The 23,406-nt window shown below is 66.0% G+C and carries 23 protein-coding genes; 14 read left to right on the top strand and 9 right to left on the bottom strand.

Features of this window, described 5'->3' with window-relative positions; all coding sequences use genetic code 11:
• Positions 1-13: 13 nt before the first annotated feature.
• The 3 genes from AC5Y4H_RS11260 to AC5Y4H_RS11250 all read left to right on the top strand — a co-directional run bounded on the left by AC5Y4H_RS11260 (position 14) and on the right by AC5Y4H_RS11250 (position 3,252).
• Entirely contained in the window at positions 14-1,108 is a 1,095-nt protein-coding gene (locus AC5Y4H_RS11260; RefSeq protein WP_499981465.1) for a F420-dependent hydroxymycolic acid dehydrogenase, read from the top strand.
• A gap of 52 nt (positions 1,109-1,160) precedes the next feature.
• Complete coding sequence (locus tag AC5Y4H_RS11255) at positions 1,161-1,862, top strand: ANTAR domain-containing protein (RefSeq protein WP_499981464.1); 702 nt, start codon at positions 1,161-1,163, stop codon at positions 1,860-1,862.
• Positions 1,863-1,959: 97 nt separating this feature from the next.
• Complete coding sequence (locus tag AC5Y4H_RS11250; RefSeq protein WP_499981463.1) at positions 1,960-3,252, top strand: acyl-CoA dehydrogenase family protein; 1,293 nt, start codon at positions 1,960-1,962, stop codon at positions 3,250-3,252.
• A gap of 10 nt (positions 3,253-3,262) precedes the next feature.
• On the opposite strand, the gene AC5Y4H_RS11245 is transcribed toward AC5Y4H_RS11250, so the two are convergent.
• Positions 3,263-3,718 carry a MaoC family dehydratase gene (locus AC5Y4H_RS11245; protein ID WP_499981461.1) on the bottom strand — a complete coding sequence of 152 codons (456 nt, stop codon included), beginning with the start codon at positions 3,716-3,718 and terminating at the stop codon, positions 3,263-3,265.
• Positions 3,719-3,894: 176 nt separating this feature from the next.
• On the opposite strand from AC5Y4H_RS11245, the gene AC5Y4H_RS11240 reads away from it, so the two are divergent.
• On the top strand, positions 3,895-4,173 hold the full coding sequence (locus AC5Y4H_RS11240; RefSeq protein ID WP_499981458.1) for a hypothetical protein: 279 nt from the start codon (positions 3,895-3,897) through the stop codon (positions 4,171-4,173).
• A 111-nt stretch (positions 4,174-4,284) separates the two neighbouring features.
• Entirely contained in the window at positions 4,285-4,458 is a 174-nt protein-coding gene (locus tag AC5Y4H_RS11235) for a hypothetical protein (protein ID WP_499981455.1), read from the top strand.
• Between the two features lie 133 nt (positions 4,459-4,591).
• Here the strand turns inward: AC5Y4H_RS11235 and AC5Y4H_RS11230 are convergent, their stop codons facing one another.
• From AC5Y4H_RS11230 to AC5Y4H_RS11220, 3 genes are read right to left on the bottom strand one after another with little or no spacing between them, the layout of a single operon-like run.
• Positions 4,592-4,993, bottom strand: coding sequence for a DUF302 domain-containing protein (locus tag AC5Y4H_RS11230; protein WP_499981453.1), 402 nt, complete (start codon positions 4,991-4,993; stop codon positions 4,592-4,594).
• A 49-nt stretch (positions 4,994-5,042) separates the two neighbouring features.
• Positions 5,043-5,657: a mycothiol-dependent nitroreductase Rv2466c family protein gene (locus AC5Y4H_RS11225; RefSeq protein WP_499981451.1), complete on the bottom strand. Its 615-nt coding sequence runs from the start codon at positions 5,655-5,657 to the stop codon at positions 5,043-5,045.
• 32 nt (positions 5,658-5,689) lie between these two features.
• Positions 5,690-6,007 carry a metal-sensitive transcriptional regulator gene (locus AC5Y4H_RS11220; protein ID WP_499981450.1) on the bottom strand — a complete coding sequence of 106 codons (318 nt, stop codon included), beginning with the start codon at positions 6,005-6,007 and terminating at the stop codon, positions 5,690-5,692.
• Positions 6,008-6,218: 211 nt separating this feature from the next.
• Between AC5Y4H_RS11220 and AC5Y4H_RS11215 the strand changes: the two genes are divergently transcribed.
• The 7 genes from AC5Y4H_RS11215 (at position 6,219) to ag85C (ending at position 13,513) form a co-directional block, all read left to right on the top strand.
• On the top strand, positions 6,219-6,650 hold the full coding sequence (locus AC5Y4H_RS11215; protein ID WP_499981448.1) for an MmpS family transport accessory protein: 432 nt from the start codon (positions 6,219-6,221) through the stop codon (positions 6,648-6,650).
• Complete coding sequence (locus tag AC5Y4H_RS11210) at positions 6,647-9,571, top strand: MMPL/RND family transporter (RefSeq protein WP_499981447.1); 2,925 nt, start codon at positions 6,647-6,649, stop codon at positions 9,569-9,571. The genes AC5Y4H_RS11215 and AC5Y4H_RS11210 overlap by 4 nt, the downstream gene beginning before the upstream one ends.
• A gap of 24 nt (positions 9,572-9,595) precedes the next feature.
• A complete protein-coding gene (locus tag AC5Y4H_RS11205) occupies positions 9,596-10,093 on the top strand; it encodes a metallophosphoesterase family protein (protein ID WP_499981446.1) in 498 nt (165 codons plus the stop codon).
• A 67-nt stretch (positions 10,094-10,160) separates the two neighbouring features.
• Positions 10,161-10,613, top strand: a complete 453-nt coding sequence (locus tag AC5Y4H_RS11200; RefSeq protein ID WP_499981444.1) for a MarR family winged helix-turn-helix transcriptional regulator — start codon at positions 10,161-10,163, stop codon at positions 10,611-10,613.
• Positions 10,610-11,446 carry an ATP-binding cassette domain-containing protein gene (locus AC5Y4H_RS11195; RefSeq protein ID WP_499981442.1) on the top strand — a complete coding sequence of 279 codons (837 nt, stop codon included), beginning with the start codon at positions 10,610-10,612 and terminating at the stop codon, positions 11,444-11,446. Before AC5Y4H_RS11200 ends, AC5Y4H_RS11195 begins: the two co-directional genes overlap by 4 nt.
• Positions 11,436-12,254, top strand: coding sequence for an ABC transporter permease (locus AC5Y4H_RS11190; protein ID WP_499981441.1), 819 nt, complete (start codon positions 11,436-11,438; stop codon positions 12,252-12,254). Before AC5Y4H_RS11195 ends, AC5Y4H_RS11190 begins: the two co-directional genes overlap by 11 nt.
• Positions 12,255-12,487: 233 nt before the next feature.
• On the top strand, positions 12,488-13,513 hold the full coding sequence (gene ag85C / locus AC5Y4H_RS11185) for a diacylglycerol acyltransferase/mycolyltransferase Ag85C (protein ID WP_499981439.1): 1,026 nt from the start codon (positions 12,488-12,490) through the stop codon (positions 13,511-13,513).
• A 55-nt stretch (positions 13,514-13,568) separates the two neighbouring features.
• On the opposite strand, the gene AC5Y4H_RS11180 is transcribed toward ag85C, so the two are convergent.
• The 4 genes from AC5Y4H_RS11180 to AC5Y4H_RS11165 all read right to left on the bottom strand — a co-directional run bounded on the left by AC5Y4H_RS11180 (position 13,569) and on the right by AC5Y4H_RS11165 (position 18,708).
• The gene (locus AC5Y4H_RS11180) at positions 13,569-14,255 is read right to left on the bottom strand and encodes a YoaK family protein (protein ID WP_499981437.1); all 687 of its coding nucleotides are present in this window, start codon (positions 14,253-14,255) and stop codon (positions 13,569-13,571) included.
• Between the two features lie 71 nt (positions 14,256-14,326).
• Positions 14,327-15,676: a maltokinase N-terminal cap-like domain-containing protein gene (locus tag AC5Y4H_RS11175; protein WP_499981435.1), complete on the bottom strand. Its 1,350-nt coding sequence runs from the start codon at positions 15,674-15,676 to the stop codon at positions 14,327-14,329.
• A 55-nt stretch (positions 15,677-15,731) separates the two neighbouring features.
• Positions 15,732-17,504 carry a maltose alpha-D-glucosyltransferase gene (gene treS / locus AC5Y4H_RS11170; RefSeq protein WP_499981433.1) on the bottom strand — a complete coding sequence of 591 codons (1,773 nt, stop codon included), beginning with the start codon at positions 17,502-17,504 and terminating at the stop codon, positions 15,732-15,734.
• A 121-nt stretch (positions 17,505-17,625) separates the two neighbouring features.
• Positions 17,626-18,708: a S1C family serine protease gene (locus AC5Y4H_RS11165; RefSeq protein ID WP_499981430.1), complete on the bottom strand. Its 1,083-nt coding sequence runs from the start codon at positions 18,706-18,708 to the stop codon at positions 17,626-17,628.
• A 162-nt stretch (positions 18,709-18,870) separates the two neighbouring features.
• Between AC5Y4H_RS11165 and AC5Y4H_RS11160 the strand changes: the two genes are divergently transcribed.
• Both AC5Y4H_RS11160 and AC5Y4H_RS11155 read left to right on the top strand, forming a co-directional pair.
• The gene (locus AC5Y4H_RS11160; protein WP_499981427.1) at positions 18,871-19,296 is read left to right on the top strand and encodes a TIGR03668 family PPOX class F420-dependent oxidoreductase; all 426 of its coding nucleotides are present in this window, start codon (positions 18,871-18,873) and stop codon (positions 19,294-19,296) included.
• 143 nt (positions 19,297-19,439) lie between these two features.
• The gene (locus AC5Y4H_RS11155) at positions 19,440-21,599 is read left to right on the top strand and encodes an elongation factor G-like protein EF-G2 (protein ID WP_499981425.1); all 2,160 of its coding nucleotides are present in this window, start codon (positions 19,440-19,442) and stop codon (positions 21,597-21,599) included.
• A 6-nt stretch (positions 21,600-21,605) separates the two neighbouring features.
• On the opposite strand, the gene AC5Y4H_RS11150 is transcribed toward AC5Y4H_RS11155, so the two are convergent.
• On the bottom strand, positions 21,606-23,198 hold the full coding sequence (locus AC5Y4H_RS11150) for a FadD7 family fatty acid--CoA ligase (protein WP_499981423.1): 1,593 nt from the start codon (positions 23,196-23,198) through the stop codon (positions 21,606-21,608).
• Positions 23,199-23,406 lie beyond the last annotated feature (208 nt).

Below are 23,406 nucleotides of genomic sequence, written 5' to 3'. Positions count from 1 at the left end.
GTATGCCGATCCGGTGACCGGCATCACGCGGCGAGCGTTCGGGCGCCTGGCAGCCGGCGCGGGCATGCTCGGACCCGTCGGGCTGACCCACGGATGCGCGAAACCGGCTGGCGACCACGGCAAGTCCAGCGGTCCACCGCCCCCGGGCAAGGGCGTGGGCTTCGTTCTCTCCCACGAACAGTTCCGCACCGATCGGCTGGTAGCACAGGCTCAGGCGGCCGAACGGGCCGGGTTTCAGTACGTGTGGGCCAGTGACCACATCCAGCCCTGGCAGGACAACGAGGGCCACGCGATGTTTCCCTGGCTGACACTTGCGCTGGTCGGCAGCGGTACCAGCCACGTTTCGTTCGGCACCGGGGTGACCTGTCCGACCTACCGCTACCACCCCGCCACGGTCGCCCAGGCCTTCGCCTCCCTGGCGATCCTCAACCCGGGCAGGGTATTTCTGGGAGTGGGCACCGGCGAGCGCCTCAACGAGCAGGCCACCACCGACACCTACGGCAACTACACCGAGCGCCACGACCGGCTGGCCGAGGCGATCGACCTCATCCGTCAACTGTGGAGCGGGTCGCGAATTTCATTCTCCGGCCGTTATTTTCAGACCAACTCGCTAAGGCTCTACGACGTCCCGCCCACTCCCCCGCCGATTTTCGTCGCCGCCGCCGGCCCGAAGAGCGCGCGGCTGGCCGGAGAACGCGGGGACGGCTGGATCACCCAGGCACACGACGTCACGAATCAAAAACTGTTGGCGGCCTTTACTGCCGGTGCACGGGACGCCGGCCGAGACGCGGGCACGCTAGGCAAACGCGCCGAACTGTTCGCAGTCGTCGGCGACAACGCCGAGGCGAACCGGGCCGCCACGCTCTGGCGTTTCACGGCCGGGGCCGTCGATCAGCCCAGTCCCGTCGAGATTCAGCGCGCGGCCGAGTCCAATTCCCTCGACAAGGTGTTGGCCGGCTGGACCGTCGGCACCGAGGCGGCTCCGCACATCGACGCCGTACAGCGCGTTCTAGACGCCGGCGCCATCCCGTTCCTGCACTTTCCCCAGGACGATCCAATTGCCGCCATCGACTTCTACCGCGCCAACGTCTTACCGAAATTGCACTGAACGGACCTCGCGGGTTACGAGCAGTGGGCCGATCATGCAGAATCGGGGTCCTATGGACGTTTCGGACCAGGGATTCCACCACAAGCTGGCCGTGCGCATGGCCGAGCTCGCCCGCGGGTTGGCCGCGCCGCGCCGCCTCGACCAGGTGCTGGCCGAGGTGACCGCCATGGCAGTGGAGGTGATACCCGGGGCGGACGTCGCAGGCGTGCTGCTGGTGCGAAAGGGCGGCGAGTTCGAGTCGCTGGCCGACACCGACAGCCTGGCCGCGCAGCTCGACAAGCTGCAGCACGACTTCGGTGAGGGACCGTGTGCCGAGGCCGCGCTACAGGAAACGATCGTGCGCAGCGACGACCTGCGCAGCGAGCCGCGCTGGCCCAAGTACGCGCCCGCGGCGGTGCAGCTGGGTGTGCTCAGCAGCATGTCCTTCAAGCTGTACACCGCGGACCGCACCGCCGGGGCGCTGAATCTGTTCGGCCATCAAGCCAATGTGTGGGACACCGAAACCGAGACCATCGGAGCGGTGTTCGCCGCGCACGCCGCCGCAGCGATCCTGGCCGGAAGCCATGCGGAGCAACTGTATTCGGCGGTGTCGACCCGAGACCGCATCGGTCAGGCCAAGGGCATCATCATGGAACGCTTTGGCGTGGACGACGTGCGGGCCTTCGACTTACTGCGGATACTCTCGCAGGAGAACCAGATGAAGCTGGTCGACATCGCCCAACGCATCATCGAGACCCGCGGCGAGCGCCAATAGGTCCTTGCCGGAGACGAGATGGCCACCCCGCTCTAGGATGGGATGGCTTCCTCAACGAGTCCGGCGCGGCGTTGCGCCGGGGATTGGTTGGCCGCGAATGTGGGACTTCGAAACAGACCCCGAATACCAGGCAAAGCTGGACTGGGTCGAAAAATTCATGGCCGAAGAGCTGGAACCGCTCGACCTGGTCGCTCTTGATCCGTACGACAAAAAGAACCCCGAGATGATGGCCATCCTGCGGCCGTTGCAGCAGCAGGTGAAGGACCAGGGTCTGTGGGCCGCGCACCTGCGCCCCGAGCTCGGCGGCCAGGGCTTCGGACAGGTCAAGCTCGCACTGCTCAACGAGATCCTCGGGCGCTCCCGTTGGGCGCCTTCGGTATTCGGCTGCCAGGCGCCGGACTCCGGCAACGCCGAGATCCTCGCGATGTTCGGCACCGACGAGCAGAAGGCCCGCTATCTGCAGCCGTTGCTGGATGGCGAGATCACATCGTGCTATTCGATGACCGAACCACAGGGCGGTTCGGATCCGGGGATGTTCGTGACGAGCGCGACCCGCGACGGCGACGACTGGGTCATCAACGGAGAGAAGTGGTTCTCGAGCAACGCCAGGCACGCGTCGTTCTTCATCGTCATGGCGGTGACCAAGCCCGACGCGCGCACGTACGACAAGATGTCGCTCTTCATCGTCCCGGGCGAGACGCCAGGGATCGAGATCATCCGCAACGTGGGGGTGGGCGGTGAGTCGAAGCACGGCTCGCATGGGTACGTCCGTTACAACGACGTCCGGGTGCCGGCCGATCACGTGCTCGGCGGTGAGGGTGCGGCGTTCATGATCGCGCAGACCCGCCTCGGCGGCGGGCGCATTCACCACGCGATGCGCACGATCGCATTGGCGCGCAAGGCTTTCGACATGATGTGCGAACGCGCCGTGTCACGCAAGACCAGGCACGGCCACCTGTCCGACTTCCAGATGACCCAGGAGAAGATCGCCGACAGCTGGATCCAGATCGAGCAATTCAGGTTGCTGGTGCTGCGCACCGCATGGCTGATCGACAAGCACCACGACTATCAGAAGGTGCGCCGCGACATCGCGGCGGTGAAAGTGGCCATGCCCCAGGTGTTGCATGACGTCGCCCAGCGAGCGCTGCACCTGCACGGCGCGCTCGGCGTCTCCGACGAGATGCCGTTCGTCAAGATGCTGGTGGCCGCCGAATCGCTGGGCATCGCCGACGGCGCCACCGAGCTGCACAAGATGACGGTCGCCCGCCGCACCCTGCGTGATTATGAGCCGGTGACAACGCCCTTCCCCTCAGCCCATATACCGACCCGGCGCGCCGAAGCGCAGGCGCGACTGGCCGACCGCCTGGAACACGCGGTCGCCGAGTTTTGAAGGCACGAGGTCAGGCGACGAAACGAACGACGCTTTCGGCCACACAGGCCGGCTTGGCCGAACCCTCGATCTCGACGGTGGTCGAGATCGTCGCCTGCACGGCGCCGTTGCCCACGTCGTCGACGCTGACCAACGAACTCTGGGCGCGCACCCGAGAGCCGACCGGCACCGGGGCGGGGAAGCGAACCTTGTTGAGGCCGTAGTTGATTGCGAGCTTGATGCCGTTGACGGTGTAGATCTGGTGCTGCAGTTGCGGCAGCAGCGCCAAGGTCATGAAACCGTGCGCGATCGTCTTGCCGAACGGACCTGACGCGGCCCGCTCCGGGTCGACGTGGATCCACTGGTGATCGCCCGTCGCATCGGCGAACAAATTGACGTCTTCCTGGGTGATGGTGACCCAGTCGCTGTGCCCGAGGGTTTCGCCGGCGGCGCCGGCGAGTTCGGTGACTGATTCGAAGGTGCGCATACGGTGTTCTCCTTGGTTTCGGCTGCTAACAATAGCGCCGTGCTTGCATGCCCCGGCCATACGCCCGATGAGTCGACGCGGCCCTGCTCGAGTTCTTGACCCGGTAATCCTTGTTTCACCGCCATCACGATGGGAAGCCCGGGATGAATAGACGCGAGCCGCACAGGAGGAACGGCATGGCGGAACAAAAGGTCCCGAAGACCGCGACGGCGCGGCCGCGGCCGTCGGAGCGGATTCGTGGAGCCGGCAGCCTGGACCTACGACTTCCGATGATCGGACACGTACGCATACCACGTGCCAGCCACGTCGCGTTCTACGGCGGATTGGCCGGCCTGGCGGCGCTGCAGATCCTCGAATGGCCCATGACACTGATGCTCGTAGCCGCCCACGCGCTGACCGAGCAGGAACACAGCCGCCTAGTCGCGAATTTCGGCGACGCCCTTCAGGAGGCATGACCCGATCGACCTGCCTTGGCCGGAGCCGTGATTGGCGAGGGCAACCGAGTTTGGCGACGATTGTGCGGGGAATTCCGCACAAAGCTTGGATAGCCGCCGCGGAAGGAAAGCATGTCTGAGAACAAGGGTCACAAAGCCGAAGAAGACGTGGACGCTGAGACGCACCAGACTCAGTCCCGCGCCGCCGCCGGCGAGGAAGACGGCTCTTACGTCGGCGCTGCCGGTTCGGATGACTCGTTCGACGCAGGTGAGTCGGGCGCCGAAGCCCGCAGCCAGCAAGGCTGACGCCGCCGCACGGTACATCGTGGTGCACGTCGGTTTGCCGCTGGGCGGCTCCTCACCGAAGTAAGCCAGAATGGGTGCGTCGAAAGCATCGACGAGTCAACATCTTTGCGGTGGCACCGCAGCTCGCGATGCACTATCCAAGCGCGCCGATCGCCGCTTGCAGCTTGGCGGTGGCCTGATCCGCGACATCCTGCAAAGCCCCGGGCTCACCGGTCACCTTGACCATGAGTTGGGGATCCATTGCCTCGACGAGAATCGCATCGCTCTCGCCGGCCGGGTCGGACCGTACCACCACGTTGCACGGCAGTAACTGTCCGATCTGACGGTGGACGCCTAACGCGCGATGCGCCAGCACCGGGTTGCAGGCACCCAGGATGAGATAGTTCTCCATATCCTCCCCGAGCTTCTGCTTCAGCGTGGCTTTCACATCGATCGTGGTCAGCACGCCAAAACCCTGCTCCGCCAGCGCCTTTGTCGTCCGGTCGACCGCGTCCTCGAACGAGGTGTGAAGTGTGGTGGTCAATCCTGATGTCATGTGTTTCTCCTCATTTCAGCGTTGAACTAACCCGGAATCGCCCGAAGGGCTAGGCCGCGGTGCGCGGCCGTTGCAACTGGGTGAACTGCGGGGTTGCAGCCAGGGTGGCGACCGCGTCGAACAGTGCGGCGGCGTCCTCCTCGGGCGGTACACCGGTCAGGACCGGCCCGAAAAACGTGTGTTCGCCGATCCGCAGAATCGGGCTGCCGCCGGTCTCACCCAGCGCGTCCTGCGCAGCCTGATGCTGATGCCGGATCGACGCGTCCAACGATTCATCCGAGACCGCGGCTGCTGCGCCGTGGCTGACCCCCACCGCCATCAAGACGTGCGCGATGAGTTTGGCATCGACGGGCTCGGAATGGTCGAAATATCGCTCGCCGAAGGCGAAATAGGCGGCGGTCCATCCGTCGGCGCCCCCGTCGCGGGCGATGGCGGCCATCAGTCGGCCGATTTGTTGCGAGTCACGCATCCGGGCCTGCTGCGGGGGCGGGAGTTCCCGTCCCTCGTTGAGGACCGCCAGGCTCATCAGTCGCCAGTCGATGGCCATTCCCGTCCGCTCGGCGACGGCGTGCAGCCACTGTGCGGTGTTCCATGAGAACGGACACACCGGGTCCAGCCACAACGTCACCTTCGCTTCGGTCTGATCGCGTTGGATGGGAGACATCTACCTTTCCTCTTCTCATCGCAGCCGGGCGGTCAGGCCAGGCTCAGGAACAGCCTTTCCAGCTCATCCATCGACAGCGGTGGCGCACCGGCCGGCCCGTCTTCTGATGACGTGATGCAGTCCCGCAGGCCGGAGGCGATGATCTTGAATCCCGCACGATCCAGGGCCCTCGATACCGCTGCCAGCTGGGTGACAACGTCTTTGCAGCTGCGTCCCTGCTCGATCATCGAGATGACACCCCCGAGCTGACCCTGTGCCCGACGTAACCGGGCGAGGACCGCATCGATGTCACCTTGGTTATGCCCGGCGATGCCGTTAATCGGCACACCGCCGCGTACTTCGTTTGCCATGACTCCTTCATACCATACCCGGAGGGGTATGTATCGTGGCTTGACTGATACCCCCCCGGGTATGGTAATAGTTGATCTGCGGTTGACTCCGCGATGCCCGCAATGTATGTCTGCCGTCCCCAAGCCGGAGGCCGAATGGCTCTATTGGCTGCGCCGATGCGGGTCGAGACTCCGTACCAGAAAGACCAGGTCACGAGCGAAAGGAAACTCAATGTCCACGTTTCTCAAACGGGCTTGGGTGCCGCTCGTCGTCGTCGCGGCGGTCGCCCTCGGCGCCATCGCCGTCGACCGGCTCCGCGGTGTGTTCGGCTCCGACGCGATCTTCACTGCAACCGGCACCAGCGCCGAGCCGCTCGAGGCCTCGCACGTCAAGCGGGTGACTTATGAGGTCTTCGGACCCAGCGGCACAACCGGAAGCGCGAACTACCTTGACAACGACGCGCAGCCGAAGCAGGTGAACTTCACCACCCTGCCGTGGACCTTCACCATTACGACCACCGTGCCGGCGGTGATCGCCAGCCTGGTGGCCCAGGGCAACAGCGACGACATCGGGTGCCGCATCACCGTCAACGGCGAGCTCAAGGACGAGCGATCCTCGACCGGGCGGCACGCCCAAACTTCCTGTCTGGTCAAAGCCGGATGAGCACCGACACCGACACTTACGCCCGTCCGAGGTTCATGCGGTTCGTCCACAGGTTCGCGTGGCCGATCATCATCGGATGGTTACTACTGACCGTCGCCCTCAATGTGCTGGTGCCGCCGATCGAGTCGGTCGCGCGCAACCACGCGGTGACGATGTCACCGCAAGACGCACCGGCGATGATCGCCGCCAAGCGCATCGGCTCGACATTCCACGAGTCGAACTCGGACAGCATCGCGATGATCGTCCTGGAGAGCAGCAGCCCGCTCGGTGACGCGGCGCGCCGCTACCACGACGGCCTGGTAAGCAAGCTGCAGGCCGACACCAAGCACGTGCAGCACGTTCAGAACGTGTGGGGAGATCCACTTACCGCCGCCGGTGTTCAGAGCCGCGACGGCAAAGCCGCGTACGTCCAACTCAACCTGGCCGGCGACCAGGGCAGCACCCTGGGCAACAAGTCCGTCGACGCGGTGCGCGAGATCGTCGACAAGTCGGAGCCCCCCAAAGGGCTCAAGGTCTACGTCACCGGTCCGGCCCCGCTGAACACGGACATGAACGAGGCCGCCGACAAGAGCATGTTCAAGATGATGGGCGTCACGGGCGTGGTCATCATGATCATGCTGTTCATCGCCTATCGATCCATCAGCACGGTGCTTCTGGTTCTCGTCATGGTCGGGTTCGAAATGGGCACGGCCAGAGGGCTTGTCGCGCTACTCGGGAACAACGAGTTGTTGGGGTTCTCAACGTTTGTCGTCGCGATGCTGTCGTCGCTGGCGATCGCGGCGGGAACCGATTACGCGATCTTTCTCATCGGGCGTTACCAGGAGGCGCGTCAGGCCGGCCAAGATCGAGAAACCGCCTACTACACGATGTTTCGCGGAACCTCACACATCATTTTAGGCTCCGGGTTGACCATCGCCGGGGCCACGTTCTGCCTGCACCTGGCGCGCCTTTCCTACTTCAAGGCGCTCGGCATCCCGTCCGCCCTGGGGTTGCTCGTCGTCGTGGCGGGAGCGATGACCGCGGCCCCCGCCGTCGTTGCGGTGGCCACCCGCTTCGGCTTGCTCGACCCGAGACGGATGATCAAGACGCGGGGGTGGCGCCGCATCGGTACCGCCACCGTCCGCTGGCCCGGTCCGGTGTTCGCGGCCTCTCTGCTCATCGCGATCGTCGGCATCCTGATCATGCCGAGCATGAAGGTCAGCTACAACGACCGCTTCTACATTCCCCACAACCTGCCGTCGAACGTCGGCTATGCGGCCGCCGAGCGCCATTTCAGCCCCGCCACAATGAATCCCGACATCCTCATGGTCGAAAGCGACCACGACATGCGCAACAGCGGCGACATGATCATCCTGGATCGGATCGCCAAGAACATCTTCGCGTCGCCCGGAATCGCGATGGTGCAGAGCATCACCCGTCCGCTGGGTGGCCCGATCGAGCACACGTCCATACCGTTCCAGATCAGTGCGCAAGCGATTCCGATCCGGCAGAACATTCAGTTCATGAAGGACCGTTCGGACGACATGCTCAAGATGAGCGACGACCTCGGCGCCATGATCACCTCGATGCAGCGGATGCAGGGCCTGCTCGGGCAGATGAGCGGCGCGACCCACCGCATGGTCGGCGACATGCACGAGATGCAAGCCACTTTGGACGAGATGCGGGACCACCTGGCGGATTTCGACGACTTCGCGCGGCCGTTCCGCAGCTACCTGTACTGGGAGCAGCACTGCTTCAACATCCCGGTGTGCTGGGCGTCGAGATCGGTGTTCGAGGCGATTGACGGTGTGGACAAGTTCAGCGAGAACATGAGCACGCTGATCAAGGACGTGAACAACGTCGACGCGATATTGCCGCAGATACTGGCCGAGTTCCCGCCGATCATCGCCGTCGCCAAATCCATGCAGGGGACGCTGCTCACCATGCACAGCAGCTTCTCCGGCCTGATCACGCAAATGTCCCAAATGACCGACACGGCCAGCGCGATGGGTCAGGCCTTCGACGCCTCGCGTGGTGGCGACTACTTCTACCTGCCGCCGGAAGCGTTCCAGAATCCCGACTTTCAGCGCGGCCTGAAGCTTTTCCTGTCACCTGACGGTAAGGCCGCGCGCTTCATCATCACCCATGAGGCGGACCCGGCCACGCCGGCCGGCATCTCCGCGGTCATGCCCGCACTGGCCGCGGCGCATCAAGCGGTGAAGGGAACGACCCTGACCGGGGCCAAGTTCTACCTCGCCGGGACGGCGGCCATCTACCGCGACATCCAGTCGGGCTCCCATTACGACCTGCTGATCGTGGGACTCGCGGCGCTGACGCTGATCTTCGTCGTCATGCTGATCATCACGCGCGCACTGGTCGCGTCGCTGGTGATCGTCGGCACGGTGCTGCTGTCACTGGGCGCCGCCTTCGGCCTCTCAGTCCTGGTGTGGCAACACCTCTTGGGCCTCGAATTGAACTGGATCGCACCGGTGTTCGGGTTGATCATTCTGCTGGCCGTCGGATCCGACTACAACCTGCTGCTGGTATCGAGGTTCCAGGAAGAGATCGGCGCGGGGTTGAAGACCGGGATCATCCGCTCGATGGGCGAGACCGGTGGCGTCGTCACCTCTGCGGGTCTGGTGTTCGCCTTCACGATGATGTCGATGGTCGCCAGCGATCTGCGCTCGATCGGCCAGGCCGGCAGCACGATTGGCCTCGGCCTGCTGTTCGACACGCTGATTGTGCGTTCGTTGATGACGCCCTCGATCGCGGCCCTGCTCGGGCGTTGGTTCTGGTGGCCGATACGGGTGCGGCGACGGCCGGCCAGCTACATGCTCCGGCCCTTCGGATCGCGGCGGCTCGTTCGATCGCTGCTGCGGGGTGAGGAGGCGGACCGGGCACGCAGCGAACCCGATCGGCTTGCGGCTCCGTCACCGAGATGACGATCACGGGCGCAAGATGGGGCGGTGAGGCTGCTGCTGATTGCCGATACCCACATCCCCAAACGGGCCCGCGACCTGCCTGCGTCGGTCTGGAACGAAGTGGCCGCCGCCGACGTCGTCGTCCACGCCGGTGACTGGATAGCGCCGGAATTCCTCGACGAGCTCGAGGCGCGGGCAGACCGGTTGGTGGGCTGCTGGGGTAACAACGACGGCCCGGCCCTGCGGGCGCGGCTGCCCGAACGCGCGGACGTGACGCTGGCCGGTGTGCGATTCACCGTCGTGCACGAGACCGGCGCCGCGAGCGGGCGCGACGCCCGGATGTCACGGCTCTACCCCGACAGTCAGGTGCTGGTCTTCGGGCACAGCCACATACCCTGGGACACCACCACCGAGACCGGGTTGCGCCTGCTCAATCCCGGGTCGCCGACCGACCGCCGGCGGCAACCGTTCTGCTCCTACATGACCGCGCGCATCCACAACCGCGAGCTGACCGACGTCGAGCTGCATCGCCTTCCCAGGTAGCGGGTACATACCTGATACATAGCTTCCACACATAGATAGCTCGGCTACAGAGGTATTATGGCTGCATATGGAATCGCGTACTGATGTGGCAGGCGAGCTGTTCGGCGTGGTCGGCAGGTTTCGCCGGCAACTCCGCAGGTCGGCCGGGCGTGGGTTCGATTCGTCGCGGATTTCCGAGTCTCAATCGGAGCTGTTGTGGCTGGTCGGGCGCAGGCCCGGGATTTCGGTCAGCGCTGCGGCGGCCGAACTCGGGCTGGTGCCCAACACCGCCTCGACGCTCGTCACCAAGCTGGTGTCCGGCGGGTTGTTGTTGCGGACGGCGGGAGACACCGACCGCCGGGTCTGCCAACTCCGGCTCGCCGAGCCCGCCCAGCAGATCGTCGACGCATCCCGCGCCACCCGACGGGCACTGCTGTCCGCGGTGATCGACGAACTCGACGACGACCAAATCGAGTCTTTGACGAAGGGATTGGAGGTCCTCGACACGATGACCCGAAAATTGCAGGAGCGGCGATCATGAGCGGATCGTTGCCGATGGCGGTCGACGGCCGGAACCTGACCTATCGCTATGGCCAATTCACCGCCGTCGACGACGTGACGTTGCAGGTGCGGCCCGGAGAAACGATGGGCCTGCTGGGGCCCAACGGGGCCGGTAAGACGTCCATGGTCCGGATGCTGACCACGCTGGCCCCCGTACAGCATGGCGAACTGCGCATTTTCGGACTGGACGCGCGCCGCCAAACCACCGACATCAGAAGCAATATCGGCTATGTGCCGCAACAGCTTTCGATCGAGCCCGCACTCACCGGCCGGCAGAATGTGGCTTGGTTCGCGCGGTTGTACGGCGTGCCCCGCGGCGAGCGCGCCGACCGCGTCGACCAGGCGCTGGCGGCCATGGATCTCATCGAGGTGGCCGACCGGCTGGCGTCGTCGTACTCCGGCGGGATGGTGCGCCGCCTCGAGGTGGCGCAGGCGCTGGTTAACCGCCCGTCGCTGCTGGTGCTCGACGAACCAACCGTCGGCCTGGATCCCATCGCGCGTGACGGCGTGTGGGCGCAGGTGCAAAAGCAAAAGATGCAGGCGCAGTTCGGCATGACCGTGCTGTTGACAACGCATTACATGGAGGAGGCCGACGCGCTGTGCGACCGTGTCGCACTGATGCACCGCGGTCAGTTGCGAGCCGTCGGTACCCCCGACAAGTTGAAGGCGACGGTGTCGCCGTCGGCCACCCTCGAGGACGTGTTCCGCCACTATGCCGCGTCCGGCCTGGAGGACGACGAGGATCCATCGGAAGCCAACGGGTCCATCCGCGAAATCCGTTCCAGCAGAAAGGTGGCGCGTCGTGTCGGTTGATAACGCGTTGGCGGGGAAGCTGATCCGCGCCCCCCGTGGATGGCAACGAATCGGCGCGCTGTCCAGTCGCATCGGAGCATTCGCGATCGTCGAACTGCAGAAGTTGCAACACGACCGGACCGAGCTCGTCACCCGGATGGTGCAGCCCGCGCTGTGGCTGTTGATCTTCGGAACCACGTTCAGCCACCTGCATGTCATCCCCACCGGGTCGGTTTCGTATCTGGCATTTCTGGCGCCGGGGATCATCGCTCAGTCGGCGCTGTTCATCTCGATTTTCTATGGGATACAGATCATTTGGGATCGAGACGCCGGAGTGCTGGCCAAACTGATGGTGACCCCGGCGCCGGCGTCGGCGCTGATCACCGGCAAGGCGTTTGCCGCCGGCGTCCGTTCGGTGGCCCAGGTGGTCGGCGTGCTGGCGCTGGCGTATGTGATGGGTGTCGGCCTGACGGTCAATCCGCTGCGGATCGTGGCGGCGATGGCCATCGTCATGCTCGGCGCCGCGTTCTTCGCCTGCCTGTCGATGACCCTGGCCGGTCTGGTGCGCAACCGCGACCGCCTGATGGGGATCGGCCAAGCGATCACCATGCCGCTGTTCTTCGCGTCCAACGCGCTGTACCCGGTCGACGTGATGCCCGCCTGGCTGCACGTGCTGAGCAAGGTCAACCCACTCAGTTACGAGGTGAACGCGCTGCGCGGGCTGCTGATCGGCACCCCGTTCAACCCCGTGGACATCGTCGTGCTGGTGGCGGCTGCTGTGCTCGGAATCGTGACGGCATCAACGCTTTTACGTCGCCTGGTCGCCTGAGGCGGTGCGGCTGTCTAGCGCATGCGTTCTCGCGGCGCAAGGTCGGCGCATGGTTCCGAGAGGCGATGGTGACCCGACCGTGACGATCTCTGGGCGAGGCTCAATCGTTAGCTAACCGCGATCTGTCATCCCGGCCGCGACAACCGGATTCGGCGCTCTCGCTGTGTTTGACTCCCCGAGAACAGATTCGACCGCACCCCGCGGCAGATGAAAATTGGGATGGGAAGAGAGCTATGTCGTTCTTCGAAAAGTTGCGTGGCGCAGCGGCTACCATGCCGCGCCGACTGGCGATCGCGGCTATGGGCGCCTCCCTACTGTCCGGTCTCGCGGTGGCCTCCGGCGGCTCTCCTGTCGCGGGGGCCTTCTCCAAGCCCGGCCTTCCGGTGGAGTACCTCGAGGTGCCCTCGCCGTCGATGGGCCGCAACATCAAGGTCCAGTTCCAGGGCGGCGGATCGCACGCCGTCTACCTGCTCGATGGACTACGCGCGCAGGACGATTACAACGGCTGGGACATCAACACCCCCGCGTTCGAGGAGTTCTACCAATCCGGCCTGTCCGTGATCATGCCGGTCGGCGGCCAGTCCAGCTTCTACAGCAACTGGTACCAGCCGTCGTCGGGTAATGGGCAGAACTACACCTACAAGTGGGAGACCTTCCTGACCCAGGAGATGCCGCTGTGGATGCAGGCCAACAAGCAGGTCTCTCCGGCCGGCAACGCGGCGGTGGGCCTGTCGATGTCGGGCGGCTCCGCGCTGATCCTGGCGGCCTACTACCCCCAGCAGTTCCCCTACGCCGCCGCGCTGTCGGGCTTCCTCAACCCGTCCGAGGGGTGGTGGCCCACCCTGATCGGGTTGGCGATGAACGACGCGGGCGGCTACAACGCCAATAGCATGTGGGGCCCGTCCAGCGACCCCGCGTGGAAGCGCAACGACCCGATGGTCCAGATTCCGCGACTGGTCGCCAACAACACCCGCGTCTGGGTCTACTGCGGTAACGGCACCCCCAGCGACCTCGGCGGCGACAACATGCCGGCGAAATTCCTGGAAGGCATGACGCTGCGCACCAACGAGCAGTTCCAGAACAACTACGTGGCCGCGGGCGGACGCAACGGGGTGTTCAACTTCCCGGCCAACGGGACGCACTCCTGGCCCTACTGGAACCAGCAGTTGGTCGCCATGAAGCCCGACATCCTGCAAACCCTCAACACGGTCAACGCCGCACCGGTCAGCGCGCCCACCGCTAACCCTCCCGCGGCCTGAGGCCGAGGCCAGCATCGGCAGTAGCGCACCGGTCAGCGCTACTGCCGATGCTCTTTCACGCCTCGTCGAGCAGGGCCCGGCGATCGGAATGGAAGTACGTGTAACCGGTGGTCAGCCCGCACACGACGGTGGCCACCACCAGCATCCACGTCCCGTTGACCAGCGTGCTGATGAAGCCGCCCACCGTCGCGCCGATCGCAAAGCTGGCGAACAGCAGGAAGTAGCCCAGCCAGTCCGCGGGCGATCCACCCGCGATGTGGCGTTCGATACCCTGGCCCATCTTCACCAGCGTGCCGGTCACGTAGCTCAGCGGGACCGACACCTCGCCGTCCTTGACGAACGATGTGTTCAAAGTCCCAATCCCGAAGGCCACCAACATGATTGGTGCAAAGTCGAGGAGATTCTCTTCCCACCCCTCGTCGATGACATCGACCACGGTGGCCGCCGCCAGGCTGAACGTCGTCAGCACCGTCGGGCCGTGCGGATGCGCCACCCAGAAATGCCGCCGGCAGACCGAGGCGACCACCACGCCCGCGACGAAGCAGACGATCAACGTCCCTGCCGTGACCGACAGCAGCACGTCGCCCCGGAAGTAGCCGAGCACCGCGCGCTGGGCGTTGCCTGTCATGAACGTCACGAAGTAGCCGGCGGAGTGGGTGAAAGCGGTGGCCCCCAGCACGCCCGCAAGCGCGGCCAACACCCACGACAATCGCGACTCGCTGTTGTTTATCTCGCTCGGCACACGCACATGCTTTCAGACAGCCGCGGCGCGCGCAGCGGACGAGGGGCTGGGTTGATGGCAGCGACCCGGCGCTAGGCGGCGGCGAGACGAGCGATGGAGCGCAACGGAATCGGCAGCCAGCCCGGCCGGTGCCGCGCCTCGTAGCCCGCCTCGTAGACGGCCTTGTCCAGCTCGTAGGCGGCGAGCAGCTGCGCCGAGTCACGCGGGTCGATCCCGGAAGCGGCCGCGTAGCCGTCGCAGAACGCAGTCCGGTTGCGCTCCACCCACTCCCGGGCGCGCGCCGCCAATTGCTTGTCGTCCGCGTGATCGACCAGCGGCCCGTAGGCGGCGTATTCGAACGACCGCAACACACCGGCCACGTCTCGCAACGCTGAGTCGGGCGCACGACGTTCCTCGAGCGGCTGGCCCGGTTCGCCCTCGAAATCAATGAGCAACCAGCGCTCGGGCGTGCGCAGAACCTGGCCAAGGTGCAGATCACCGTGGATGCGCTGCACGGTGATCGTCTCGGAAACCAGCTTCTGGAAGCGCTCTTCGATCGCCGCCGCGTGCTCCTTGAGCTCGGGAACCAGTGCCGCCGTCGCCGACAGCCGCGACAGCACGTTGTCCACCGGGAAGGCGGCTTGCGAGGTCCCCAGAGTCTCGGCCAAGGTGGCGTGCACCGACGCGACGGCCTCGCCGAGCCGGTAGGACTCACCGGCGAAATCGCCGCCGACCTCGTACGCATACAGGTCGCCCTCGGCGAACAGGTCGCGGACGCTGGCAGTGGCCATCGCCCAGCCCTCCGCGGAATTGGCGGCGAATTCGGTCACCATGCCCAGCGGCCATACCGTGTCGGCGCCGTCGTCCGAACCCGTCATCTCGTAGGTCCCGAGCAGCCGCGCCACGTGTGGGTTGCCGGCCCGGCCCAGCACTCGGTTCAGCTCGATGTCGGGGTTGATGCCGCTGCTGACCCGGCGGAAGACCTTGAAGATCGCGTCGCGGTCGAAGATGACGCTGGTGTTGGACTGCTCCGCATCGGATACGTGCGCCATCGCCTCCAACGGCAGCGTCGCATCCGGTTCCTTGGTGAACTTCACCTCCGTGCCCGACGCGCTGCGCGAAGCGGAGGAGTCGATCAGCGAGAGCAGAAACCGCGGCGCATCGGCGTCATACATCGCGTCGAAACCGGTCCGGTCGTCGGCGGCGCCGATGGTGGCCACGTTGCTGTATTCAGAGACCGGGCCGGCATCCCACCGCACGATCACCTGGTACCGGTGCCGGGAGCCGTCGACGTAGTCGGCGTCGACGAGCACCAGGTCAAGGCCGTCGTCGAGCGGGACGACCACGCTCGCCTCCGCGCCGGACAGTTCGCGGTTGCGTCCGGCGTACCAACGTTGCTGTGGAAGCCACTCAGACCAGGGCAGCTTGGCCGGCTGTGTCATAGGCGCCACTCCTCCTCATCGCTTCGCTCCGCATCGTCGCCGGCGCGAGCCCTCATCATGAATCCTCCTCGCATCCGGTCAGCTGGAACCAGTAGAACCCGTGTCCCGGCAGTGTGAGCAGGTAGGGCAGGTGACCGATGCGCGGAAACTCCACCTGTCCGGTCAGCTCGACCGGCGTGCAACCGCTCCAATGCTGCAGATTCAGTTCAATCGGCTGAGGGAAACGCGACAGGTTGTTGACGCACAGCACCGTGTCGCCGTCTTCGGACACCTGCCGCACGAAAGCCAGCACCGACGGGTTCGAGCCGCCCAGTTCTTCGAAAGTCCCGATCGCGAAGGCCTCGTGGCGGCGCCGTACGGCCAGCATCGTCCGGGTGAAGTTGAGCAACGACGTGGAGGTGTCGCGTTGGGCCTCGACGTTGACCGCCTGATAGCCGTAGACCGAGTCCTGGCTGGGCGGAAGATATAGCCGGCCCGGGTTGGCCTTCGAGAAGCCCGCGTTGCGGTCCGGCGTCCACTGCATCGGTGTGCGCACCCCGTCGCGGTCACCCAGCCAGATCACGTCGCCCATGCCGATCTCGTCGCCGTAATACAGCACCGGCGAGCCGGGCAGCGACAGCAGCAGCGCGGTGAACAGCTCGATCTGGTTGCGGTCGTTATCCAGCAGCGGTGCCAGCCTGCGGCGGATCCCGACGTTCGCCTTCATCCGCGGATCCTTGGCGTACTCGGAGTACATGTAGTCACGCTCTTCGTCGGTGACCATTTCCAGCGTCAGCTCGTCGTGGTTACGCAGGAAGATCCCCCATTGCGCCATATCGGGGATCTCGGGCGTCTGGGCCAGGATCTCCGAAATCGGGAAGCGTGATTCCCGGCGCACCGCCATGAAGATGCGTGGCATCAACGGGAAATGAAACGCCATGTGGCATTCGTCGCCGCCGGTGGTGGCATCGCCGAAGTACTCGACGACGTCGGCCGGCCACTGGTTGGCCTCGGCCAGCAGCACCCGGCCGGGGAATTCATCGTCGATGACCTTGCGGACGCGTTTGAGGAAGGCGTGCGTCTCGGGCAGGTTCTCGCAGTTGGTGCCCTCGCGTTCGAAGAGGTAGGGCACCGCGTCCAGGCGGAAACCGTCGATGCCCAGCTCGAGCCAGAACCGGAGCACGTCGATCATGGCTTCCTGCACTGCCGGGTTGTCGTAGTTCAGGTCGGGCTGGTGGGAGAAGAACCGGTGCCAGTAGAACTGCTTGCGCACCGGGTCGAAGGTCCAGTTCGACTCTTCGGTGTCGATGAAGATGATCCGGGCGTCGGTGTACTTCTCGGCGGTGTCGCTCCATACGTAGAAGTCGCCGTACGGGCCGTCGGGGTCGTGCCGCGACTCCTGAAACCAGGGGTGTGAATCGGAGGTGTGGTTCATCACCAGGTCGGTGATTACCCTGATACCGCGCTCGTGCGCGGCGTTGAGCAGCGCGACGAAATCCTCGACCGTCCCGAACTCGGGAAGCACCTTGTAGAAGTCCCGGATGTCGTACCCGCCGTCGCGCAGGGGCGAGTCGTAGAACGGCGGTAGCCAGATGCAGTCGATGCCCAGCCACTGCAGGTAGTCGAGGCGCCCCAACAGACCGCGCAGGTCACCCGCGCCGTCAGCGTTGGCGTCGAAGAACGCCCGCACCAGCACCTCGTAGAACACCGCGTGCTTGAACCACGTCGGGTCGGTGGGCAGCGCGGCGGCGTTGTTGAAATCCTCGGCGTCGGGGTGCTCCACGACGCCGTCCTGGACGTGACTGCCCCCCGCGGGATGGTGCTCGACAGCTTCTCTTGCGTCGTTCATCAAATCCACGATGCCACGGGTACCCTGGGTGCCACTTTCGAAATCACGCCCCTACGTTTACGCCGAAACACGCCCGGTCGCAAACGATTTGGCCGCCGGCCCGGTCCCGTCGGTGCGGATGTCAGGCCGGCGGCCCCTCCGCCAGGGTGATGTTCGCGGTGTGATCGCCACCGCTGCCGGACCGGTAGTGCACCGCGATGTTGTCCCCCGGGTGATGCGGGACGAGCACCTCGGTCATGGACGTCGCGCCGTTGATCGCGACATTGTCGACGCCGGTGATGACGTCGCCGGGCGCGATCCCGGCGGCCGCGGCGGGACCGGTGCTAACCACCCGTTCCACCCGCGCGCCGTTGCCGTTGTTGTCCATCACACCCAGGCCGAGGAAGGCGGTGGGGCCGACGTGAACAGTGTTCGAACCGGCGCCGGACCGGATCTGCCCGGCCACCCCCATCGCGCGTCCGATGGGAATGGCAAAGCCTTGGCCGCCGGACATCTTGTAGCTGTCGGTGGCGGCGGTGTCCACGCCGATCACCTGGCCGGCGCTGTTCACCATGGGCCCGCCGGAGTCACCGGGCTTGATCGGGGCGTCCGCCTGGATCAGGCCACCCAGGTTCTCTTGCGCGCCGGTCAGCGTGTCGGTCGCCGAGACGCTCTGATTGAGCGCGACGACCTTGCCGGTCACCGCGTTGGGCGTGCCGCCCTGGCCACCGACGTTGCCGAGCGCGACGATGGGCTCCCCCACCGTGGCCGCGCCGCCGATCGCGGCGGTGGGAAGGCCGGAGGCGCCGCGAAGTTGCAACACCGCGATGTCCTGCGTGCGGTCGTAGCCCACCACGTCAACGGCATAGCTCTGGCCGTTGCCGACGGCGAACCCGGTGATGTCGGTGGCGCCGGAGATCACGTGATTGTTGGTCAGCACCACGCCGTTGGGATCGATCACGATGCCGGTTCCCGCGCCCACCGCGTTGTTGTAGCCGAATTTGGTGTCGATGTTGACCACCTGCGGCCCGACCTGACCGACCATCGCCGACGGGTCGAGTGGCGCTTGCGGCCGGTCGGTGAACCGATCCAGCGTCAGATTGGACGGTGACGCGGACGCCGGCGCGAGGCCCACCCCGGACCCCAGACCGAGGCCCAGTCCGATTACGGTCAGGACGCTGACCAACCATGACCACAGGACCCCGCGGTGGTGCGGTTTGCCCATCGGTGTCACCCTCCTGCTTCGCGGTAGAGAACAAACTGTCCCGGCCTCAGGCTCTTGGCGGCACATGTGTGTGTATATAACCGTAATGCAGGTAGCTATGCACGGCATGTGCGAGGTCGTGACCAGGCGGTCGTTAACCATCGCGCGTCCTAAGCTGGCACGGTGGGCGAATTCGACCCCAAGGCCAGCTTCGGCCGCGCCCGGGTAGCCCGGCTGGCCACGGTCGCGCCCGGAAACCTGCCGCACCTGGTACCGGTGGTCTTCGCGCTCGCCGCAGACGACCGGGACGGATCCGACGTGGTCTACACCGCCGTCGACGCGAAGACGAAAACGACGCGCCGGCTGCGGCGGCTGGCCAACATCGACAGCAATCCACGGGTGGCCCTGCTCGCCGATCACTACGCCGACGACTGGACCCAGCTGTGGTGGGTGCGCGTCGACGGCGTCGCCACCATCCACACCCACGGCGACACGCTTGATCTCGGGCGCCGCCTACTGCGCACGAAATATCCTCAATACGAATCGGTTTCGCTGGACGGCCCGGTGATCGAGGTCGCGGTGCGGCGTTGGTCGAGCTGGCATTACTGAGCGGCGACCCGGCGGGGCCGCCCGCCGCCGTGGCGGCTGATCTGGCCCGACGGTCTTGTGGTCGACCGAAGTTGGGTGAATGGTAGCTAGATAGGAGCTGGCCGGCTCAGCAACGGTGCGCCCGGGCAACCTGGAGGAAAGTCATGGCCGACAGGACAAACGCTTCCCAAGGAGCGGGGAACGCTCCTACCGCCAAAGGTCCCGACGAAATCCGCAACGTGGTGCTGGTGGGCCCGTCGGGTGGCGGCAAAACCACACTCGTAGAAGTCTTATTGGTCGCCGCCGGTGTGCTGACCCGGAGCGGCTCGGTCGCCGACGGCAGTACGGTTTGCGACTACGACGATGCCGAGATCCGCCAACAACGGTCGGTCGGCGTCGCGGTGGCATCCCTGTCGCACGACGGCATCAAGGTCAACCTGGTCGACACTCCCGGATACGCCGACTTCGTCGGCGAATTGCGGGCCGGGCTCCGCGCCGCGGACTGCGCACTGTTCGTCATCGCGGCTAACGAAGGCGTCGACCAGCCCACCAAATCGCTGTGGCAGGAATGCGACCAGGTCGGCATGCCCCGCGCCGTGGTGATCACCAAGCTCGACCACACCCGCGCGAATTACTCCGACGCGCTGGTCGCCGCGCAGAACGCCTTCGGCGACAAGGTTTTACCGCTCTACCTGCCCACCGACCTGCCCTCCTGCCACGGCCTGATCGGCCTGTTGTCGCAGACGCGCTACGAATACACCGACGGCAAACGCACCGTGCAGCCGCCGGACCCCTCCGACGCCGATCAGATCGAGGAAGCGCGTGGCGCCCTGATCGAAGGAATCATCGAGGAGTCCGAGGACGAGTCGCTGATGGAGCGCTACCTCGGGGGCGAGGTCATCGACGAATCCGTGCTCATCCAGGATCTGGAGCGGGCTGTCGCCCGGGGATCGTTCTTCCCCGTGATCCCGGCCTGCAGCAGTAGCGGCGTGGGCACCCTGGAATTGCTGGAGGTCGCCACCCGCGGCTTCCCGTCTCCGATGGAACACCCGCTGCCGGAGGTCTTCACGCAGGTCGGTGCCCCGCACGCCAGCCTGACGTGTTCCCCGGACGCGCCGTTGCTCGCGGAGGTGGTGAAGACGACGTCGGACCCGTATGTCGGCAGGGTCAGCCTGGTCCGGGTATTCGCCGGGACCATCAGGCCCGACACGACGGTTCATGTGTCGGGCCACTTTGCGTCGTTCTTCGGCAGCGGCAACGGCAGTGGCCATTCGCATCCCGACCACGACGAGGACGAGCGCATCGGGGTGCTGTCCTTCCCGCTGGGCAAGCAGCAGCGACCGGCGCCTTCGGTGGTGGCGGGTGACATCTGCGCGATCGGCAAACTGAGCCGCGCGGAAACGGGTGACACACTTTCGGACAAGTCGGAGCCGTTGGTCTTGAAGCCTTGGACCATGCCCGAGCCGCTGTTGCCGATCGCGATTGCGGCCCACGCCAAGACCGACGAGGACAAGCTATCGGTGGGCCTGGGACGGTTGGCCGCCGAAGACCCGACGCTGCGGATCGAGCAGAACCAGGAGACCCACCAGATCGTGCTGTGGTGCATGGGCGAGTCCCACGCCGGCGTGGTGCTCGAGGCTTTGGCCAACCGGTACGGCGTCACCGTCGACACCGTGGAACTGCGCGTCCCGCTGCGAGAAACGTTCGCCGGCAAGGCGAAAGGCCACGGGCGGCACGTCAAGCAGTCCGGCGGCCACGGTCAGTACGCGGTATGCGACATCGAGGTGGAGCCATTACCCGAAGGTTCCGGGTTCGAGTTCGTCGACAAGGTGGTCGGCGGCGCGGTGCCGCGACAATTCATTCCGAGCGTGGAGAAGGGCGTGCGGGCCCAGATGGAGAAGGGCGTGCACGCGGGCTACCCGGTGGTCGATATCCGGGTCACGCTGCTCGACGGCAAGGCGCACAGCGTCGACTCGTCGGACTTCGCATTCCAGATGGCGGGTTCGCTGGCGCTGCGGGAGGCCGCGGCGGCGACCAAGGTGGCGCTGCTCGAGCCCATCGACGAGATCTCGGTGCTGGTGCCCGACGATTTCGTCGGTGCGGTGATGGGTGACCTGTCCAGCCGGCGCGGGCGGGTGCTCGGGTCCGACACCGCGGGCAACGAGCGCACCGTCGTCAACGCCGAGGTGCCGCAGGTGGAGCTGACCCGCTATGCCATCGACCTGCGGTCCCTGGCCCATGGGGCCGCGTCGTTCACCCGGTCGTTCGCCCGCTACGAACCCATGCCGGAATCCGCGGCCGCCCGACTGAACGCGGCCGTCTGAAAGTCGTCACCCCTTGCGGCCGAACTGTTCCGCCACCGCGCGCCGGTCCAGCGACCCTTTCGCCGTATGCGGCAACTCGTCCGTCTGCTGAAACTCGGCGGGCACCTCGAAGGGCGCCAGGCGGTCACGGCAAAACGCCGTCAGTTCATCGGCCGTCGGCGCAGCGGATCCGCGCGCGACGATGACCGCTGCCACGGTCTCGCCGTACAGCTCGTCCGGCATGCCGAACACGCCCACCTCCAGCACGTCGGGGTGGGTGGCCAGGATGCCCTCGACGCGCTCCGGCGAAATCTTCTCCCCGCCGCGGTTGATGAGCTCCTTGATGCGGCCGCGGATGACGAGGTCGCCGGCCGTCGACAGCGTGCCCAGGTCGCCGGTGTGCAACCAGCCCTGGGTGAAGTTGGCGGCGGTGATGGATGGGTCGCCCAGGTAGCCGCGCACCACGGTCGGGCCATGCAGCCAGACTTCGCCGACCGTCTCCGCCGGCAGCGCCTGGCCGTCGGGCCCGACTATCCGTATTTCCGGTCCGGTCGACCGGCCGACGAGTCCGGGTGTGGCACCGGGGTTTTCACTTCCGTCCGCACCGCCGATGGGCGTCGTCGCCACCTGGTGTGTCGACTCGGTCATTCCGAAGGCGCACACCACCGGCGCCGAGAACGTGTCGTGCAGCGCCTGCGCGGTCTCGGCGGTCAACGGCGCGCTGCAACTCCGGATGAACCGCAGGGCGTGCGTGGCGCCCGGCTGCTCGGTCCGGGCGCGCTCCAGCAAGATTTGATGGATCGTCGGGACGGCGGTGTACCAGGTGGCCCCGACGGCCTCGATGTCGTCCCAGAAGGTGTGCGCCGAGAACTTTCCACGCGCCGGCAGCAACACCGCTCCCCCGGACACCAGGGTGCCCAGCAGCGCGGCGAGCAGGCCGTGGCCGTGGTAGAGCGGCATCACCGCCACCGTCGCGTCCCGCGAGCCCAGCCCGTAGCCCGCGATGATGGCTGCCACCGAACGGGCGATGTTGTGCCGTGTCCACGGAACCATCTTGGGCACACCGGTGGTTCCGCCGGTGAACATGATCATGGCGTCGTCGTCGCGCAGCCCCTCCGGAGTCGACACGTCCCGCGGGGGATCCGCGGTGACGTCAAGGCTGACCGCCGGGGCTGTGCCGTCAGACCCGACGGCCACCGCGATCGGCCACGACGGGACCCCGTCGGGTGCGGCCGAGTCGCTGTCGCCGGGTCGGTCGACGAGCACGGCCCGGGCGCCCACCGCCGCGCTGCGGGCACGCTGGTCGGCGAGGGGCAGGGCCGGATCCAGCGGAACCGCAACGAGATCCGCACGCGACGTCGCCAGCAGCCCGACGACGAATTCGGCGTTACTGCCGGCGCGCAGCGCGATCCGGTCGCCGGCCACCAAGCCCGCGGCCTTCAGCTGCCCGGCCAGGTCGTCGACCAGCCGGAGCAGATCGCGATAGCTGACACCTAGGCGCTCGGCGGTGACCACCAGCGCGCATGCCTTGGGCGACCGGCGTGCCGTCCCCTCGACCAGATCGGCGATGCGCGGGCTGGCGGATTCTGTCGACCCCTCGCGGCTGTCAATTGACCCCATCGCCGGACTCCTTCCACTCTTGTTACCGATGCCCACCCTGCCGGTCGGCTTTCTGGTCCGTCCAATATCGATTCGCTCACAATCGATAACCGGCGGCTATCGACACGCAGGGACGACGCACTGAGCTGCAACGATAGACAACGTAAATCGCCGGATAGTGGCCTCGTCTTGGACACCTGGTGGGCGTCCGGGTCACAGTGATGGCGAA

The sequence above is a fragment of the Mycobacterium sp. NGS58 genome (genome assembly GCF_059812385.1).
Note: the sequence above shows the minus strand (reverse complement) of the source record. Positions and strands in the feature narration are given on the sequence as shown.

Bases quoted from the DNA above. Each gene is read 5' to 3' on its own strand.
- ag85C (WP_499981439.1), top strand. From the start codon at position 12,488: ATGTCGTTCTTCGAAAAGTTGCGTGGCGCAGCGGCTACCATGCCGCGC.
- AC5Y4H_RS11250 (WP_499981463.1), top strand. From the start codon at position 1,960: ATGTGGGACTTCGAAACAGACCCCGAATACCAGGCAAAGCTGGACTGG.
- AC5Y4H_RS11225 (WP_499981451.1), bottom strand. From the start codon at position 5,657: ATGTCTCCCATCCAACGCGATCAGACCGAAGCGAAGGTGACGTTGTGG.
- AC5Y4H_RS11220 (WP_499981450.1), bottom strand. From the start codon at position 6,007: ATGGCAAACGAAGTACGCGGCGGTGTGCCGATTAACGGCATCGCCGGG.
- AC5Y4H_RS11150 (WP_499981423.1), bottom strand. From the start codon at position 23,198: ATGGGGTCAATTGACAGCCGCGAGGGGTCGACAGAATCCGCCAGCCCG.
- AC5Y4H_RS11230 (WP_499981453.1), bottom strand. From the start codon at position 4,993: ATGACATCAGGATTGACCACCACACTTCACACCTCGTTCGAGGACGCG.
- AC5Y4H_RS11200 (WP_499981444.1), top strand. From the start codon at position 10,161: ATGGAATCGCGTACTGATGTGGCAGGCGAGCTGTTCGGCGTGGTCGGC.
- AC5Y4H_RS11245 (WP_499981461.1), bottom strand. From the start codon at position 3,718: ATGCGCACCTTCGAATCAGTCACCGAACTCGCCGGCGCCGCCGGCGAA.
- treS (WP_499981433.1), bottom strand. From the start codon at position 17,504: ATGAACGACGCAAGAGAAGCTGTCGAGCACCATCCCGCGGGGGGCAGT.
- AC5Y4H_RS11210 (WP_499981447.1), top strand. From the start codon at position 6,647: ATGAGCACCGACACCGACACTTACGCCCGTCCGAGGTTCATGCGGTTC.
- AC5Y4H_RS11235 (WP_499981455.1), top strand. From the start codon at position 4,285: ATGTCTGAGAACAAGGGTCACAAAGCCGAAGAAGACGTGGACGCTGAG.
- AC5Y4H_RS11255 (WP_499981464.1), top strand. From the start codon at position 1,161: ATGGACGTTTCGGACCAGGGATTCCACCACAAGCTGGCCGTGCGCATG.
- AC5Y4H_RS11155 (WP_499981425.1), top strand. From the start codon at position 19,440: ATGGCCGACAGGACAAACGCTTCCCAAGGAGCGGGGAACGCTCCTACC.
- AC5Y4H_RS11165 (WP_499981430.1), bottom strand. From the start codon at position 18,708: ATGGGCAAACCGCACCACCGCGGGGTCCTGTGGTCATGGTTGGTCAGC.
- AC5Y4H_RS11215 (WP_499981448.1), top strand. From the start codon at position 6,219: ATGTCCACGTTTCTCAAACGGGCTTGGGTGCCGCTCGTCGTCGTCGCG.
- AC5Y4H_RS11175 (WP_499981435.1), bottom strand. From the start codon at position 15,676: ATGACACAGCCGGCCAAGCTGCCCTGGTCTGAGTGGCTTCCACAGCAA.
- AC5Y4H_RS11240 (WP_499981458.1), top strand. From the start codon at position 3,895: ATGGCGGAACAAAAGGTCCCGAAGACCGCGACGGCGCGGCCGCGGCCG.
- AC5Y4H_RS11195 (WP_499981442.1), top strand. From the start codon at position 10,610: ATGAGCGGATCGTTGCCGATGGCGGTCGACGGCCGGAACCTGACCTAT.